Here is a 15349-nt window from a genome sequence, read left to right on the forward strand (position 1 = left end):
GGCGGGGAACTCCATGAGCAAAGGTACTCTGCAGGTTGCGGTGGACGGCCCGGTGGCCACGGTCAGCATGTCCAACCCGGGCCGCCGCAACGCCCTGACCTCGCGGATGTGGCGGCAGTTCGCCGTCGTGCTCGCTCCGCTGGCGGATGACCCCGCCGTCAAGGTGGTCATCATCCGCGGCGGCGGAGATGATTTCTCTGCGGGTGCGGATATCTCCGACCTGAAGGCCATCCTGCACAATCCGGACAACGGACTGCACGACGGCGGCGACGTCACGGCGGGGGAGGAGGCCATTGCCTCGTTCCCCAAGCCGGTTGTTGCCGCCGTGGACGGTTATTGCCTGGGCGGCGCCTGGCAGGTCGCCGGAGCCTGTGACTTCCGGCTGGCTTCGGACCGGGCCGTTTTCGGCATCACTCCGGCCAAGATCGGCATTGTCTATCCGCTCTCCGGAATCGAGCGGCTGGTCCGGCTGGCCGGCCCCGGTGCCGCCAAATACCTGTTGTTCAGCGGAGACTTTGTCCCGGCCGAACAGGCACTGCGGCTGGGCCTGGTTGAGCGCGTTATTCCGCAGGCCGATTTTTGGACCGACGTTGCCGCCTTTGCCCAACGGCTGGCCGGCCGGTCCCAGCTCTCCCTGCAGGCCATGAAGGAACTGGTGGACGTTATTGCGGCCCCCGGCAGCAGGACCGCGGTGGAAGAGGCCAGCAACCGGTGGCAGACGCACATGGCGCAGGCACCGGATCCGGTCATCGGTGTCCGCGCCTTCCTGGCCAAGGAAGAGCCGGAGTTCACCTGGACCGGGCCGGACCGCACACCAAAAATCACAGCTGACACCCCCAAAGACGAGGAAAAAGCACGATGAACCAGAACAGTGCCACCACAATGTTCCGTACTGCGCGTGACGAGCTGCTTGCTTTGACCGGCAGCTATGAAAAGGCCGTGGAATCATTTTCCTGGCCGCAGCTGGAAGGGCCGTTCAACTGGGCTGTGGACTGGTTTGACGCCATGGCCCGCGGCAACGATGCGTGTGCCCTGTGGATCGTTGAAGAGGACGGATCGGAGCAGAAGTACACCTTCGATGACATGGTGCGCCGCTCAGACCAGGCAGCCGCCTGGCTCTCGGCCCAGGGGGTCAGGCAGGGCGATCCCGTGATGCTGATGCTGGGTAACCAGGTGGAACTGTGGGAAACCATGCTCGCGGCCATGAAGCTGGGCGCCGTCATCATGCCAACGGCCTCTGCCGCCGGAAGCACGGACCTTGCGGACCGGATCAGCCGCGGAGGAGCACGCTGGGTGATCGCCAATGCGGGTGATGCAGCGAAGTTCGACGACGTGCCCGGGTCCTTCCGGAAAATCCTGGTGGGCGGAGGGGACGCTGCGGCGCCGGACAGCGGATGGCTGGACTACGCGCAGGCCTACAGCGCCGAGCCGGTTCCGCTGGAAACTGTCACCGAGGCCGCGGATCCGCTGCTTTTCTATTTCACCTCCGGAACCACCAGCCGGCCGAAGCTGGTGGAACACACCCAGATCTCCTATCCGGTGGGGCATCTGTCCACCATGTACTTCCTGGGACTGCAGCCCGGGGACGTCCACCTGAACATCAGCTCCCCGGGCTGGGCCAAGCACGCCTGGAGCAGTTTCTTTGCCCCGTGGAACGCAGAGGCCACAATCTTCATCTACAACTACGCACGGTTCCGTCCGGCGGCACTGCTGGAACAGATGCACCGGGCCGGGGTGACGAGCCTGTGCGCTCCGCCCACGGTGTGGCGGATGATGATTCAGTCCAGCCTCGGGGAACGTCCCGAACACCTGCGGGAACTCATTGGTGCCGGCGAGCCGCTGAACCCGGAAGTGATTTCCAAGGTGCAGGCGGCCTGGGGGCTTTCCATCCGTGACGGCTTCGGCCAAACCGAAACCACCGCCCTGGTGGGGAACACTCCCGGCGCCGAGCTGCACCCGGGCTCCATGGGGCGTCCGCTGCCCGGCGTTCCGGTGGTAATCATCGATCCCGCAACGGGCCAGGCGGCAGACGAGGGCGAAATCTGCCTGGACCTCGCCGGAACCCCCTTGAACCTTATGACCGGATACCGGGGCGATCCGGAACGCACCCAAGCGGCGATGGAGGGCGGATACTTCCACACCGGAGACATGGCAGTCCGCAACCCGGAGGGCTACATCACCTATGTGGGGCGCACCGACGACGTGTTCAAGGCCTCTGATTACAAGATCAGCCCGTTTGAACTCGAAAGTGTCCTGATCGAGCACCCGGCGGTGGCCGAGGCCGCCGTCGTTCCCGCTCCCGACGAGCTGCGCCTGGCGGTGCCGAAGGCCTACGTAGCGCTCGCTGAGGGATGGGAACCGAACCGGGACACCGCGTTGGCGATCCTGGGGTATGCCCGCGAACATCTGGCTCCGTACCTGCGGGTGCGGCGGCTGGAATTCCACGAGTTGCCTAAAACCATGTCCGGGAAGATCCGCCGGGTTCAGCTGCGCGCCCTGGAGAACGACGGCGGCGCCGACCGGACCGGGATTGAGTACCGGGATGATGAGTTTCCGGAGCTGCGCGGGTGACACCGAAACCGCTGGGTCAGGACCCCGTCGCCGAGGCCCGGCGGCACTGGGAGGAACACGGGTGGGGTGATGCGGCCGCCGGCATGGCCGCGGTGACTGCCGTGATGCGCACGTCCCAGATCCTGCTGACCCGGGTCGAAGGCGTCCTCAAGCCGTTTGGCCTGTCCTTCTCCCGCTTCGAATTGCTGGCCCTTTTGAGTTTCACCGCCACCGGGGCACTGCCGATGGCGAAGGCGGGGGCACGGCTGCAGGTGCACCCGACATCGGTCACCAATGCCGTGGACCGTTTGGAGCAGGCAGGGCTGGCCGCACGGCGCCCGCACCCGTCCGACGGGCGGACCGTACTGGTGGAAATCACTCCTGCCGGCAGGGAACTTGTGCCTCTGGCCGCTTCGGCACTCAACGAGGAAGTGTTTTCCCGCACGGGGTTCGACCAGGAGGATCTCACGGCACTGATCGGCATCCTGACCCGGTTTCGGCGCCGGGCGGGAGACTTCGATGAATGATATTGAGGGCCGGGTCGGGGCGGCGGCGGGTAGTGTCGTGGTATCCAAGGAAAGGACCTGCCCGTGGTCTCCATCGTCTGGCTCCGCGATGATCTGCGCACAGCGGACAACCCGGCTTTGCTGGCCGCCGTCCACGGCGGCGAAGCGGCAGCGCTCTACGTTCTGGATGAGGAATCCCCGGGCATTCGGCCGCTGGGTGCGGCCGCAAAATGGTGGCTGCACCACGCACTGAAGTCCCTGCGGGAGGACCTCGACGCCCTGGGCATTCCGCTGGTACTGCTGCGGGGACCTGCCGGCGAGGTTGTACCGGCGTTCGTGCAGCAGTCCGGTGCGGAACAGATCTTCTGGAACCGGCGCTACGGCGGCCCGGAACGGGAAGTGGACACAGCGGTCAAGGAGCGGGCTGCAGCGGAGGGGGTGCATGCGGAGAGCTTCCAGGCTTCACTGCTGCACGAACCCTGGACCGTGCGGACCGGCAGCGGGGGGCCGTACCGCGTGTTCACCCCGTTCTGGCGGACCGTCTCGGCCATGGATTTCCGGGCGCCGCTCTCGGCCCCGGAGCCAGCCGCAGCTCCGCCGGCCGGCATCCCCTCCGGAGTGGACCTGGATGACTGGAACCTGCTGCCGCAGCACCCGGACTGGACCGCAGGACTGGCGGAAGCCTGGATTCCGGGTGAAGAAGCCGGAATGTCCGCCCTCAGTGATTTCCTGGGCGGCCCGGTGGAGAATTACGACGACGGCCGCGACCGTCCGGCGAAGCCCGGCACCAGCAGGCTTTCCCCCTATCTGCGGTGGGGGCACGTGAGTCCCTTCCAGGTTTGGCATGAGCTGTCCCGGGTGCGCGGGAAAGGACCCGGACCGGACGTGTTCGGCACCGAGATTGGCTGGCGCGAATTCTGCTGGCACCAGCTCTTCCACAACCCGGATTTGGCCACCAAAAACCTGCGGCCGGCTTTCGACGGGTTTCCCTGGGACCATCCGGAGGGAGCAGGGCCCCGGACTCCGGCGATCCTGCGCGGAAAGCAGGCGCAGGCACCGTTGGAATCCCGGCCGGAAGAGCTGGACCCCCTCGATGCCTGGAAGGCCGGAAGAACGGGCATTCCGCTCGTCGACGCCGGCCAGCGGCAACTATGGAGCATAGGCTGGATGCACAACCGTGTGCGGATGGTCACCGCCAGTTTCCTGATCAAGAATCTGGGCATCCACTGGCGGGTGGGCGAGGAATGGTTCTGGGAGACCCTGGTGGATGCAGACCCTGCGAGCAATCCTGCCAACTGGCAGTGGGTTGCCGGTTCCGGTGCGGACGCCGCACCGTTCTTCCGGATCTTCAATCCGCAGACCCAGGCCAAGCGCTTTGACCCCGACGGCGCCTACATTGCCCGCTGGGTTCCCCAGGCACTGACTCCCGCCTACCCCGAACCACTGGTGGACCTCACGGAGTCCCGCCGGCACGCCCTTGAGGCCTACGAGAGCATTCGCTGAGCGGCAGCAAAATGCTCAGCGGCAGGAAGATGCCCAGCGGCAGGAAGCCCCGGGACGGGCTCAGCTCTCCTCGCGCGGTCCTTCGGCGGCATAGCAGGCCCACTGGGCGAGTGCAGCTTGGATCACGATGTACCGGTCGTCAAAAGTGTCGGCGCGGTAGTCGTCGGAGAGATTGTGATCGAGTGCTGCCCGGAAAGCTGCGGCATAGTCGGCCGTGGGGCCGATCACAAACCTGCGGTCGGGGCCGCTGCGGACCACCGCCCAGCGGGTGTCCGGGGCGGCTGCGGCCGCGGCGGCAGTGTCGTAGTAGTCCACGGCCAGGCCAAAGTGCCCGTCCCACTCAACGCCCTGCAGCGACACTTCAGCCGGCGGCTGCTCTTCTTCGGCGGCAGGGCGCCAGTCCACCACGGTGCGTTCGCCGTCGAGCACCAGTGTGAGGCGCGGCCGGGCAGCAAGATTGGAATTGAGAGGCACAGCGAGGGCCAGGGACCGCGGCCGGATGTTGTCCGGCTGGGTGCGGAACGTTCCGTCGGCCGTATGCAGCACATAGCTGCTTCCTCCGTGCTCCGAAGGCTGGCCGTAGTCAATGCGGCGCAGGGTGGTGGTGAGGTCCAAGGGCTCCTGACTTTCATCTGAATCCAGGCTTCTTCTCCCTCATTTTATCGGGCTGCGCGTGGACTGGCAGAGGACCTTGATCACACCGGATGCCTGACGTTGCCTTCGACATGAAAAGGCCCCGGAAACTCCTGAGCAGGGGTTTCCGGGGCCGTCAACTAGGCGGCTGCGGTTAAACCTGGCCCTGGCCGGGAGTGCCGGCCGGATGGGGCTGAAGGATCTGGACATCCATGTCCTGTGCCATCTTGCCGTCAAGTGCGGCGGTCAGGGCCTGGAACGCCGGGCTGACGGAATGAGCCTGCAGGTCTTCCTGGCTGGCCCATTTCTCGATCATGACCAGGCGGTCGCGGCCTTCGTTCAGGCTGTAGACCTCACAGCCGGCATCTTCGGCATGGACGCGCGCAATGATTTCGTCCAGCGTCGCAATCACTTCGTCCCGGAACTCCGGCTTCGGCACCATCGTGGCAACTACAACAAGACTCATGAGTTCTGCTCCTTCAAAGCGTCAAGGGCGGCGTCGACCGGGACCGAACCGTTGTTAAATTCGATAGTCTGCCCGATGGTGGCGGGACGGTCCAGCACGGCGGCGGCGACGAGCGCCACGTCCTCGCGGGATACCTGTGTGCCCTCGACGCCGGGGCCGGTTTCGATCTTTCCGGTGCCCGGATCCAGGGTCAGGGCGCTCGGTCCCAGGATGGTCCAGTCCAGTCCGCTGCTGCGCAGGTATTCATCAGCCGCAGCCTTGGCATCGGCGTAGGCGTAGAAGCCGTCATCTTCCGGAACTCCGTGGTCGGGTCCGGCACCGAAGTAGGACACCATGACATAGCGCGACACACCGGCAGCCTTGGCGGCGTCCATGGAGCGGATGGCGGCATCGCGGTCCACGGCGTAGGTGCGTTCAGCCGATCCGCCGCCTGCGCCGGCAGACCACACTACAGCGTCCTGGCCAGCGAGCTTCTGCGCAATTTCGTCTGTGGAGAGGTTTTCGACATCGGCGACGACGGCGGCGGCTCCGGCGGCTTCAACATCGGCCGTGTGATCGGGATTCCGGAACAGCGAGGTGACCTGGTGGCCGTTGGCGCTCAGGTCCCTGGCGAGGTGCAGGGCAACCTTGCCGTGGCCTCCAATGATGGCAATGCGTGACATGGTGAGTCCTTTCGTGGGGATCAGTGTCGGTCCCCACCATAAGCACGCTGATGGTTGCCCTGCCCACTTGTTCCGCTATGCGCGGAGTGTCCCGTGAACTGCGGTGAGCCGGGAATAAAAACGGAGGTGCCGGTGCAGCTTATGGTGCAGCTTATACGGGCAGATCCCGCAGCAGCCCCCCGAGCCGCATCAGTTCCGTCGGAATGTGCTCGGTCAGGCTGAGGCCGACAATATCCGCCGCCGCGGCGGCGTCGTTCACCAGGCTGACGACGTCGGACATCCGCATCCCGTCAGTGTTTTGGCCCACCGAACCCGTGAAATCGCGGCGGTCAATGACGTCCAGGTCAATGTGAACGGCCAGCTGCTGTGCGCCGGTGCCGGCGATCCATTCCAGCACCCGGCGGTTGTCGCGGGGAGTGCCGGTCATGCCGGCGGTCTGGATACCCAGACGCTCCTTGACCGCAATGCCCTCGTCATCCCAGTGCCGAAGTCCGACCTGCAGGATGTTTGCCGGGGGTATCAGTGCGGGCAGTTCAGCGATAATCCCGGCATCCCCCTCGCCCGCCAGGGTAGCCAGTGCCATGGAACGGAATCCGGTGTAGGTGTCGCCCGGGACGCCGGTGTCCGAGTGGGCATCGATCCACAGCACCGCAAGACTGTCACCGTACACAGAGGCCAAATGGCTGAACGGAGCCACGCTGACCGAGCACTCACCGCCGAACGTCACCACCGACCTCGGTTCCGCATCCCGCAGAATCTTCAGGGCTTCCCGCAGCTGGCGGACCACGGCATCGCGCGCGTAGATGCCGTTGACCGTTGCCAGGGCCTCATCCGCGGTGTCCGTGCTGACGGGCACATACGCTGTGGGCCCGTCATGGTCCGGAGCCATGAGCTGCAGGAGGGCGGGGCCAAGGTTGTAGGTCAGCTGGGTGTCATGCGCGTCCACCCCCCGATGCAGCTGGTGGGCGGCGGGCCCTGAAGCACCCTGCCACTGCGGAAAGATCAGGCGCAAGGCGCCGGGACCGGCGGGAGAGGTCGAGTTCATGGGCCCAACTTACGCCGGACGGCCGCCGCGGATAAGGGTGCGGCGGCGGGCGGGCAGGCAATACGGCAAAATTCACCGCCGAAAAACCGGCGGCCGCAAACAAAATAGGATGGAGGTATGACTGCAACACTCGTAGCCCGGGATCTGTCCGGCGGCTACGCACACCGCACCCTTTTCTCGCATTTGAATCTGACTGTCGCCCCGGGCGACGTCGTGGGCGTGGTGGGCTCCAACGGCGCCGGGAAATCCACCCTCCTTCGCCTGCTGGCCGGTGCCGCGGAACCCCTGGCCGGCAGCGTGTCCACCGCACCCGCCGACGCCTTCATTGGCTGGCTTCCCCAGGAGCACGAACGCGTGGAAGGCGAGACCGTGGCCGGCTACATTGCGCGCCGCACCGGTGCTGCGGCCGCCACGGAAGCGATGGAAGCTACGGCGGAGGGGCTCGGATCCGGTGCCAAAGGGGCCGACGACGCCTACGCCGTCGCACTGGACCACTGGCTGGCCAGTGGTGCCGCGGACCTCGAGGACCGGATTCCGGCTGTGCTGGCCGAGCTTGGACTGGACGTGGGCGCAGAGGCGCTGATGACGTCGCTGTCCGGCGGACAGGCGGCACGGGTGGCGCTCGCGGCCCTGTTGCTGAGCCGGTTCGATATTGTGCTGCTGGATGAGCCCACCAATGACCTGGACCTTGCCGGGCTGGCCCGGCTGGAGGAGTTTGTTCAGGGGCTGCGCGGCGGCGTCGTCCTCGTCTCGCATGACCGGGAGTTCCTGGCCCGCTGCGTGACCACGGTGGTGGAACTGGACCTGGCGCAGAACAAGGTTGCGGTGTACGACGGCGGGTACGACGCGTTCCTGGAGGAGCGCAGCGTTGCGCGCCGGCACGCCCGCGAGGCGTATGAAGAATTCGCTGACAAGAAAGCGGACCTGGTCTCGCGTGCCCGCACCACCCGGGAATGGAGTTCCCAAGGTGTCCGCAATGCTATGAAGAAATCTCCGGACAATGACAAGATCCGGCGCCGGGCGTCGATGGAATCCTCCGAAAAGCAGGCACAGAAGGTGCGGCAGATGGAATCCCGGATCGCACGCCTGGACGAGGTGGAGGAACCGCGGAAGGAATGGCAGCTGCAGTTCACCATCGGAGCTGCCCCGAGGTCCAGCTCCGTCGTCGCAACCCTGAACAACGCGGTCGCGGAGCGCGGATCATTCACGCTGGGACCGGTTTCAGTCCAGATCAACGCCGGGGAACGGATCGGCATCACCGGCCCCAACGGTGCCGGAAAATCCACCCTGCTGGCGCTGCTGCTGGGACGTCTGGAACCGAGCGATGGCAGTTCATCGCTGGGCTCCTCCGTGGCCGTGGGGGAGATTGACCAGGCCCGCGGACAGCTGCGGCATGATCTCTCTCTGGGGGACGCTTTTGAGGCGGCCGTTCCTGAAATGAACAGCGCCGAGGTCCGCACGCTGCTGGCCAAGTTTGGGCTCAAGGCAGATCAGGTGACCAGCCGGGTGGCCTCCCTGTCCCCGGGCGAGCGGACCCGGGCGTCCCTGGCGCTGCTGCAGGCCCGCGGAGTGAACCTGCTGGTGCTCGACGAACCGACCAACCACCTGGACCTGCCGGCGATCGAGCAGCTGGAAGAGGCGCTGGAGAGCTACGAGGGAGCCCTGCTGCTGGTGTCCCATGACCGGCGGATGCTGGAAAATGTTCGGCTCGATGCCCGCTGGGATGTCACCGGAGGATCCGTCACCGTTCAGTGAGGCTTCCCTGAGTACCAGCCATCCGCGGAATTGTGATAAATGTAACGGACGGTGTGTGTCCGGACAGGCGACACAACCGCATGGTCTCGGTCTTTGGGGGGAGTAGTTATCATGGCGTCACAGCAGCTGCTTGAAGGACCGGAACAGTGAAGGCCCTGCGTATCATGGACATCCCTGTCCTGCTGAGCGTCTGGGTCCTGTGTGTCACCACTGACTGGTCCACCGGCACCAAGGCAGCCCTCAACATAGCCGCAGTTGCCCTCCTGTGTTTCAAGGAGTTCCGGGTTCACCGCCGGTTACAGCGGACGGCTGCCGCCGCGGCGCGGCCGGGCGCCTCCCGTTCCCGCGAACTGGCTTTCGCCGCCGCCTAGACGTACCGCAGGCCAGCGCGGTGCAGGGCGTAGTCTGAGTAGCCCCGGCATCTTGCCGGGTGAAACTTGGGGAGTACGCATGAGCAGCACAGCTACGGACAGCTCGTTGAGGACTCTGGGGGTCATTGCCACCTCGCGCAAGACTGATGAACGGCGACTTCCGCTGCATCCGCGCCACCTGGAACGGATCGATGCGGATCTGCGGTCGCGGATCATCCTTGAACAGGGCTATGGCGAGCGCTTTGGCCTCGGTGATGATCAGCTGGCTCCCTTGGTGGGCCGGGTGGCCCCGCGCGCCGAGGTCATCGCCGCCTCCGATGTGGTTCTGCTGCCCAAGCCGCAGGCGCAGGACCTGCGTGAACTCTCTAATGGTCAGGCGCTGTGGGGCTGGCCCCACTGTGTTCAGGACAGGGTCATCACCCAGCTGGCCGTGGACAAGTCGCTGACACTCATTGCCTTTGAGGCAATGAACCACTGGAACGCGGACGGCGGATTCGGGCTTCATGTATTCCATAAGAACAATGAACTGGCGGGTTACAGCTCGGTCCTTCACGCCCTAGGACTTGCCGGTGCCACCGGAGACTACGGCCGGAGGCTCAGCGCCGTCGTCATCGGGTTCGGAGCCACTGCCCGCGGAGCCGTCACCGCCCTGAACGCCCTGGGAGTCCATGATGTGCAGGTGCTCACCAACCGGGACACTGCCGCCGTGGGTTCGCCCATTCATTCCGCCCGGATCCTGCACTTTGAGCGGGACGCCGTCCTGTCCCATCTCAGCCACGTGATCACCGACAACGGCCGCGAAGCGCTGGCGCCGTACCTCGCGGGTTTCGACCTGGTGGTCAACTGCACGCTGCAGGATCCCAACGCCCCGCTGACCTATCTGCAGGAAGACGATTTGGCCGCCTTTGCTCCGGGCAGCCTGATCGTCGACGTTTCCTGTGACGAAGGCATGGGCTTCTCCTGGGCCAAACCCACCACTTTCGCTGAGCCCGTGTTTGAGGTGGGGAACGGAATCCGCTATTACTCCGTGGACCACAGTCCGTCTCACCTGTGGGACTCGGCCACGTGGGAAATCAGTGAAGCCGTGCTGCCGTTCATCCGTACGGTGATGTCCGGCCCTGACGCCTGGGAGAAGGACTCCAGTGTGCGGCGTGCGATTGAAATCCGGGAGGGGCGGATCCTGAATCCGGCGGTCCTGGCTTTCCAGGGCCGTTCCGCGGATTACCCTCACGCAGTGGCTGCAGCCTAGCGCACCATCTTCCGGCAGGTCCCGCGGTTCGCAGCTGCGGGACCTGCCGTTTTTTAAGTGTTGGGCAGTTGGTGACTCCCGGCCCCGGAGCGGTGCCGGGCTCTAGGAGCCGAGCGGGGAACAGGTCTAACGTAAAAGGTCGCACCTGACTCCCTCCAGGAATCGAGCGGTTCATGAGCACTCACATGGAACTCCTGCTGATCCCCACGGATAACGGCATGGTCCGTGGAATTGTGGCAAACGGCGTACGCACGTGGCGGGGGATCCCCTACGCAGCACCGCCGGTGGGGGAGCTGAGGCTGCGGTCCCCGCAGCGGCCGGACCGCTGGAACGGTGTCTTGGACGGCAGTGCTTTCGGTTCGGCGCCGCCCCAGTCGCGGAACCCCTCACTGACCGGTTCCCGGCGGCGGGCTCCGATGGACGAGGACTGCCTGACACTCAACGTCTCGGCTCCGCTGGAGCAGGCACGGGACAGGCTTCCCGTCCTCGTCTATTTTTACGGTGGAGCCTTCAGCTCCGGCTCCTCGATGGTCAAGACGTACCGCGGTGCCCACCTGGTCCAAACCGGGGAAGCCCTTTATGTCTCCCTGAACTACCGCATCGGTGCCCTGGGCTTCATGGATTTCAGCTCGTTCTCCGGTCCCCGGAGGGTGTTCGATTCCAACCTGGGACTGCGGGATCAAGTGGCGGCGCTGGAGTGGGTTCGGGACAACATCGCTAATTTCGGCGGTGATCCGGAAAACGTGACCATCTTCGGTGAGTCTGCCGGCGGGATATCCGTGACATCGCTGATGTGCATCCCTGCGGCAAGGGGTCTGTTTCACCGGGCCTACGCGCAGAGCGCAGCACCCTCCAGCGCATACTCACCGGAACTGCACGCCTCCTGGGCGCGGGACCTGCTGCAGATCCTCAACGTACCTCTCTCGGATGCCGCCGAGGCCCTGTCAACCCTTCCGGCTTCAGCCCTGGTGCGGGCCACCAACCACCTGACATCCAAAATCGGTCCGGCAGACAAACCTGGATCGCTCAGTGTCTCACCCGTGGTCGACGGCGATTTCCTGCCCGAGCATCCACTGGACATCTTCATGAAGGGCAAATCGGCTCCCGTGCCGCTGGTGCTGGGAACCATGGCCAGGGAAGGGGCGTTGTTCGCCAAAATCGTGGACATTCTCCCCTCCACCCCGGACCGGATCGAGAAAATGTTCGCCGGCACCGATCCGTCCGCTCAGTCCCGGGTGCTGGCCGCCTATCCGGGATATCCGTCCAAGGAACGGTCGGTGGAGATCAGCGGAGATCTGGTCTTTTGGTATCCCTCCACCGTGGTTGCCGAATCGCACTCCCTGGTGGCCCCCACCTGGTCTTACCGGTACGACTTTGCGACGCCGATGATGAACCTGCTGGGTTTCGGCGCGACCCACGCCATGGATGTGCCCGTGATGTTCGGCGAAACCCGCGAGCCCATCACCCGTGCGTTGTCCCTGCTCGGCGGTGCCGCTGCTTTGCGGGAACTCTCGGCGCGGTTCCAGGGAACCCTGCTGAGCCTGGCAAAAACGGGTGATCCGGGGCCGGACTGGCCGCCTTACGAGCCGGTGGAGCGGCGGACCCGGATTTTCGACCGTGAAGACCGGATTGAATCCGATCCCTTTCCCGAGCGCCGCCGTGCCTGGGCCGGCTACCGCGGCTATTTGTGATGGAGTCCGCAGACTCCCTGTGGGAGGGTTAACCCAGCTTTAGTCCCGTCCTCGATCCACAGCAGTGTGCATAAGGAGAGTTGGCAGCATGAGTGAACATTACGACGTCGTTATCCTGGGAGCCGGTCCGGGCGGCTATGTGGCGGCGATCCGAGCCGCGCAACTGGGCCTGAGCGTGGCAGTGGTGGAAGAAAAGTACTGGGGCGGAGTCTGCCTCAATGTGGGGTGCATCCCCTCCAAAGCGCTCCTCCGCAATGCCGAACTGGCCCAGATTTTCACGAACCAGGCGAAGACGTTCGGCATGAGCGGCGACGTGAGCTTCGATTTCGGTGCTGCCTTTGACCGCAGCCGGCAGGTGGCGGACGGGCGGGTCAAGGGCGTCCACTTCCTGATGAAGAAGAACAAGATCACCGAATACGACGGGCACGGCGTGTTCACCGATGACCACACCGTGGAGGTCTCCCTGTCGAAGGGCGGCTCCGAGACCATCACCTTCGACAACGCGATCATCGCCACCGGAACCTACGTTCGGCTGCTGCCCGGCGTCGAGCTCTCGGAGAACGTGGTGACCTACGAAGCTCAGATCATGGACCGGGACCTGCCGAAAAAGATGGTCATCGTCGGCGCCGGCGCCATCGGTATGGAGTTTGGCTATGTGCTGCGCAGTTACGGAGTCGATGTGACCATCATCGAGTTCCTGGACCGGGCGCTGCCCAACGAGGATGCCGACGTGTCCAAGGAGATCACCAAGCAGTACAAGAAGCTGGGGATACCGATCCTGACCTCCACCAAGGTGGAAACTGTGACCGACAACGGTTCCTCGGTGACCGTGACGTATAAGGACAAGAACGGCAAGGACGGATCCATCGAAGCGGACCGGGTCATGCTCTCCATCGGTTTTGCGCCGCGGACCGAGGGCTACGGCCTGGAAAAGACCGGTGTGCAGCTCACTGACCGCGGGGCCATCGCCATTGATGACTACATGCGGACCAACGTTCCTCACATCTACGCCATCGGCGACGTGACGGCGAAGCTGCAGCTCGCCCACGTGGCCGAGGCCATGGGTGTTGTGGCGGCGGAAACCATCGGCAAGGCCGAAACCATGCCGCTGGGGGATTACCGCATGATGCCCCGGGCCACGTTCTGCCAGCCGCAGGTGGCCAGCTTTGGACTCACCGAGCAGCAGGCCCGCGACGAGGGCCATGACGTGGTGGTGAGCACCTTCCCGTTCACGGCCAACGGCAAGGCCCACGGGCTGGGGGAGCCGGTTGGCTTCGTGAAGCTGGTGGCGGACAAGGAGCACCTCGAGTTGCTGGGCGGACACCTGATCGGGCCGGATGTGTCCGAGCTTCTGCCTGAGCTGACGCTTGCGCAGAAATGGGACCTGACCGCCTATGAGCTGGCGCGGAATGTGCATACGCACCCGACACTGAGTGAGGCGCTGCAGGAGGCGTTCCACGGCCTGACCGGGCACATGATCAACTTCTGATCCGGCGGGAACTGCGCAGGGAGAGTGGTGATCGCGGGGAGACCGGTCAGCCGGTCCCGAGGATGCAGAATTCATTGCCCTCGGGATCGGCCAGCACCGTCCAGGTGACGTCCGGGCCCTGGCCGACGTCCGCGCGGACTGCGCCTAAATCCAGCAGCCGCCGGACTTCTTCGGAGGCGGTGGAGCCCGGGGCCCGCAGGTCCAGATGAAGGCGGTTCTTTACTGACTTGTGCTCCGGCACGGCCAGGATATCGATCGGCGGGCCGTCGCCGTTCTCGGGGACCAGACTGATGACCCCCTCCTCTTCTTCTTCCCCGTCAATCCGGTAGTTCAGTGCCTGGGTCCAGAATTCGGCCAGGCGGCGGGGATCCACGGCGTCCAGGGCAATCTGTGCAACGGAAAGGGTCATGGGGGGGCTTTCTTCCTGCGGGCCTGCGCCCAGGTAGGCCAGGGCGGTTGTGAAGCCTGAAACTAACACCGGGTCCGGGCCCGGTCAACAGTGGAAAACGCATCCTCCGGAGGCAAACCATGGCCGGCGGAGAAGAGTTCCGGGCCCGTGTTTTTAGTCACCGGGCGATGAGGAAACGCCGCAGTGCCGCGGCACCAGGCATTTACCGGCGTGACGGATGCGACAGCCGTCCATCGGGGCCGTCACAGCAGGCCGTCCCCGCCCGCAATACGTGACTAACCTTGAAATATGGATCTCCAGAATATCAATTTCAATACCCGGAAATGGGTCCGTCCTGAAGACCTGAACGCCAACGGCACACTGTTTGGCGGCAGCCTTCTGCGATGGATCGACGAAGAAGCAACCATCTACGCCATCCTGCAGATGGGCAACGGCCGCGTGGTCACCAAATTCATGTCGGAGATCAACTTCGTCAGCTCCGCCCAGCAGGGCGACCTGATCGAAATGGGTTTGCGCGCCACCAAATTCGGCCGCACGTCACTGACCATGCGGGCCGAGGTGCGCAACATGGTGACCCGCCGCAGCATCCTGACGATCGACCGCATTGTCTTTGTGAACCTTGGCGCAGACGGCAATCCCGCCCCGCACGGATTTACCGAGATCACCTATGACCGGGACCGGCTGCCTGCTGAGCACCTTCCCGTAAGCCTCGACGCCTAACAGCCGCCGGCCGCGGCTGCGGTGCGTTTTTGCCGTATCGGGCTGCCTTTGCGGTCCGGGCAGGAGCCGCAGGACAGCCCCCGTGGGATATTCGACAAAACATCGTAGCCCATGGATGCAAGGTGCGGCTGCGGCGGTGGGCGGGGCCGCCCCCCCCTTCCGGGCCATGGCTGACGCCGCTCGGAACGGAGCTTTGATACCGGATCCCGCACCACACCTCAGCACTGAATCCCTGATTGGCGACTGGCTTGACCACCCCACGGGGCGCTCCGTCCTGATCGACCTGCTGGACCGCCGCAG

Annotated in this window: 15 protein-coding genes; 10 read left to right on the forward strand and 5 right to left on the reverse strand. The window is 64.9% G+C overall.

Going from position 1 to position 15349, the window contains the following annotated elements; genetic code table 11:
• Positions 1–13 precede the first annotated feature (13 nt).
• Genes QMA10_RS00275 through QMA10_RS00290 form a run of 4 tightly spaced genes read left to right on the forward strand, consistent with a single transcriptional unit; the run spans position 14 to position 4559 of the window.
• The gene (locus tag QMA10_RS00275) at positions 14–862 is read left to right on the forward strand and encodes an enoyl-CoA hydratase/isomerase family protein (RefSeq protein WP_290165011.1); all 849 of its coding nucleotides are present in this window, start codon (positions 14–16) and stop codon (positions 860–862) included.
• The gene (locus QMA10_RS00280; protein ID WP_290165012.1) at positions 859–2571 is read left to right on the forward strand and encodes an AMP-binding protein; all 1713 of its coding nucleotides are present in this window, start codon (positions 859–861) and stop codon (positions 2569–2571) included. The genes QMA10_RS00275 and QMA10_RS00280 overlap by 4 nt, the downstream gene beginning before the upstream one ends.
• A complete protein-coding gene (locus QMA10_RS00285) occupies positions 2568–3077 on the forward strand; it encodes a MarR family transcriptional regulator (RefSeq protein ID WP_290165013.1) in 510 nt (169 codons plus the stop codon). Before QMA10_RS00280 ends, QMA10_RS00285 begins: the two co-directional genes overlap by 4 nt.
• Positions 3078–3134: 57 nt before the next feature.
• Positions 3135–4559: a deoxyribodipyrimidine photo-lyase gene (locus QMA10_RS00290; protein ID WP_290165295.1), complete on the forward strand. Its 1425-nt coding sequence runs from the start codon at positions 3135–3137 to the stop codon at positions 4557–4559.
• 60 nt (positions 4560–4619) lie between these two features.
• Here QMA10_RS00290 and QMA10_RS00295 read toward each other — a convergent pair whose 3' ends face one another.
• The 4 genes from QMA10_RS00295 to QMA10_RS00310 all read right to left on the reverse strand — a co-directional run bounded on the left by QMA10_RS00295 (position 4620) and on the right by QMA10_RS00310 (position 7365).
• A complete protein-coding gene (locus tag QMA10_RS00295) occupies positions 4620–5174 on the reverse strand; it encodes a hypothetical protein (RefSeq protein ID WP_290165014.1) in 555 nt (184 codons plus the stop codon).
• 172 nt (positions 5175–5346) lie between these two features.
• A complete protein-coding gene (locus tag QMA10_RS00300; RefSeq protein WP_290165015.1) occupies positions 5347–5658 on the reverse strand; it encodes a putative quinol monooxygenase in 312 nt (103 codons plus the stop codon).
• Positions 5655–6320: an SDR family oxidoreductase gene (locus tag QMA10_RS00305; RefSeq protein WP_290165016.1), complete on the reverse strand. Its 666-nt coding sequence runs from the start codon at positions 6318–6320 to the stop codon at positions 5655–5657. Before QMA10_RS00305 ends, QMA10_RS00300 begins: the two co-directional genes overlap by 4 nt.
• 151 nt (positions 6321–6471) lie before the next feature.
• Entirely contained in the window at positions 6472–7365 is an 894-nt protein-coding gene (locus tag QMA10_RS00310; RefSeq protein WP_290165017.1) for an arginase family protein, read from the reverse strand.
• Positions 7366–7482: 117 nt separating this feature from the next.
• Between QMA10_RS00310 and QMA10_RS00315 the strand changes: the two genes are divergently transcribed.
• The 5 genes from QMA10_RS00315 to lpdA all read left to right on the forward strand — a co-directional run bounded on the left by QMA10_RS00315 (position 7483) and on the right by lpdA (position 13920).
• Positions 7483–9120 (forward strand): ABC-F family ATP-binding cassette domain-containing protein, encoded by a 1638-nt coding sequence (locus QMA10_RS00315; RefSeq protein WP_290165018.1) that lies wholly within the window; start codon positions 7483–7485, stop codon positions 9118–9120.
• 146 nt (positions 9121–9266) lie between these two features.
• Entirely contained in the window at positions 9267–9491 is a 225-nt protein-coding gene (locus QMA10_RS00320; protein WP_290165019.1) for a hypothetical protein, read from the forward strand.
• Between the two features lie 79 nt (positions 9492–9570).
• Positions 9571–10740: a N(5)-(carboxyethyl)ornithine synthase gene (locus QMA10_RS00325; protein ID WP_290165020.1), complete on the forward strand. Its 1170-nt coding sequence runs from the start codon at positions 9571–9573 to the stop codon at positions 10738–10740.
• A gap of 173 nt (positions 10741–10913) precedes the next feature.
• Positions 10914–12431 carry a carboxylesterase/lipase family protein gene (locus tag QMA10_RS00330; protein ID WP_290165021.1) on the forward strand — a complete coding sequence of 506 codons (1518 nt, stop codon included), beginning with the start codon at positions 10914–10916 and terminating at the stop codon, positions 12429–12431.
• Between the two features lie 88 nt (positions 12432–12519).
• The gene (lpdA, locus tag QMA10_RS00335; RefSeq protein ID WP_290165023.1) at positions 12520–13920 is read left to right on the forward strand and encodes a dihydrolipoyl dehydrogenase; all 1401 of its coding nucleotides are present in this window, start codon (positions 12520–12522) and stop codon (positions 13918–13920) included.
• Between the two features lie 46 nt (positions 13921–13966).
• Here lpdA and QMA10_RS00340 read toward each other — a convergent pair whose 3' ends face one another.
• Positions 13967–14329 (reverse strand): VOC family protein, encoded by a 363-nt coding sequence (locus QMA10_RS00340; RefSeq protein ID WP_290165025.1) that lies wholly within the window; start codon positions 14327–14329, stop codon positions 13967–13969.
• Between the two features lie 288 nt (positions 14330–14617).
• On the opposite strand from QMA10_RS00340, the gene QMA10_RS00345 reads away from it, so the two are divergent.
• The gene (locus tag QMA10_RS00345; protein WP_290165027.1) at positions 14618–15049 is read left to right on the forward strand and encodes a hotdog domain-containing protein; all 432 of its coding nucleotides are present in this window, start codon (positions 14618–14620) and stop codon (positions 15047–15049) included.
• Positions 15050–15349: the final 300 nt, after the last annotated feature.

This window comes from Arthrobacter sp. APC 3897, assembly GCF_030407495.1.
In the GTDB taxonomy this organism is placed as follows: Bacteria; Actinomycetota; Actinomycetes; order Actinomycetales; family Micrococcaceae; genus Arthrobacter_B.

Coding starts and splice junctions, on each gene's coding strand:
- QMA10_RS00310 (WP_290165017.1), bottom strand. CDS start 7,365: ATGAACTCGACCTCTCCCGCCGGTCCCGGCGCCTTGCGCCTGATCTTT.
- QMA10_RS00280 (WP_290165012.1), top strand. CDS start 859: ATGAACCAGAACAGTGCCACCACAATGTTCCGTACTGCGCGTGACGAG.
- lpdA (WP_290165023.1), top strand. CDS start 12,520: ATGAGTGAACATTACGACGTCGTTATCCTGGGAGCCGGTCCGGGCGGC.
- QMA10_RS00345 (WP_290165027.1), top strand. CDS start 14,618: ATGGATCTCCAGAATATCAATTTCAATACCCGGAAATGGGTCCGTCCT.
- QMA10_RS00300 (WP_290165015.1), bottom strand. CDS start 5,658: ATGAGTCTTGTTGTAGTTGCCACGATGGTGCCGAAGCCGGAGTTCCGG.
- QMA10_RS00275 (WP_290165011.1), top strand. CDS start 14: ATGAGCAAAGGTACTCTGCAGGTTGCGGTGGACGGCCCGGTGGCCACG.
- QMA10_RS00305 (WP_290165016.1), bottom strand. CDS start 6,320: ATGTCACGCATTGCCATCATTGGAGGCCACGGCAAGGTTGCCCTGCAC.
- QMA10_RS00315 (WP_290165018.1), top strand. CDS start 7,483: ATGACTGCAACACTCGTAGCCCGGGATCTGTCCGGCGGCTACGCACAC.
- QMA10_RS00330 (WP_290165021.1), top strand. CDS start 10,914: ATGAGCACTCACATGGAACTCCTGCTGATCCCCACGGATAACGGCATG.
- QMA10_RS00340 (WP_290165025.1), bottom strand. CDS start 14,329: ATGACCCTTTCCGTTGCACAGATTGCCCTGGACGCCGTGGATCCCCGC.
- QMA10_RS00325 (WP_290165020.1), top strand. CDS start 9,571: ATGAGCAGCACAGCTACGGACAGCTCGTTGAGGACTCTGGGGGTCATT.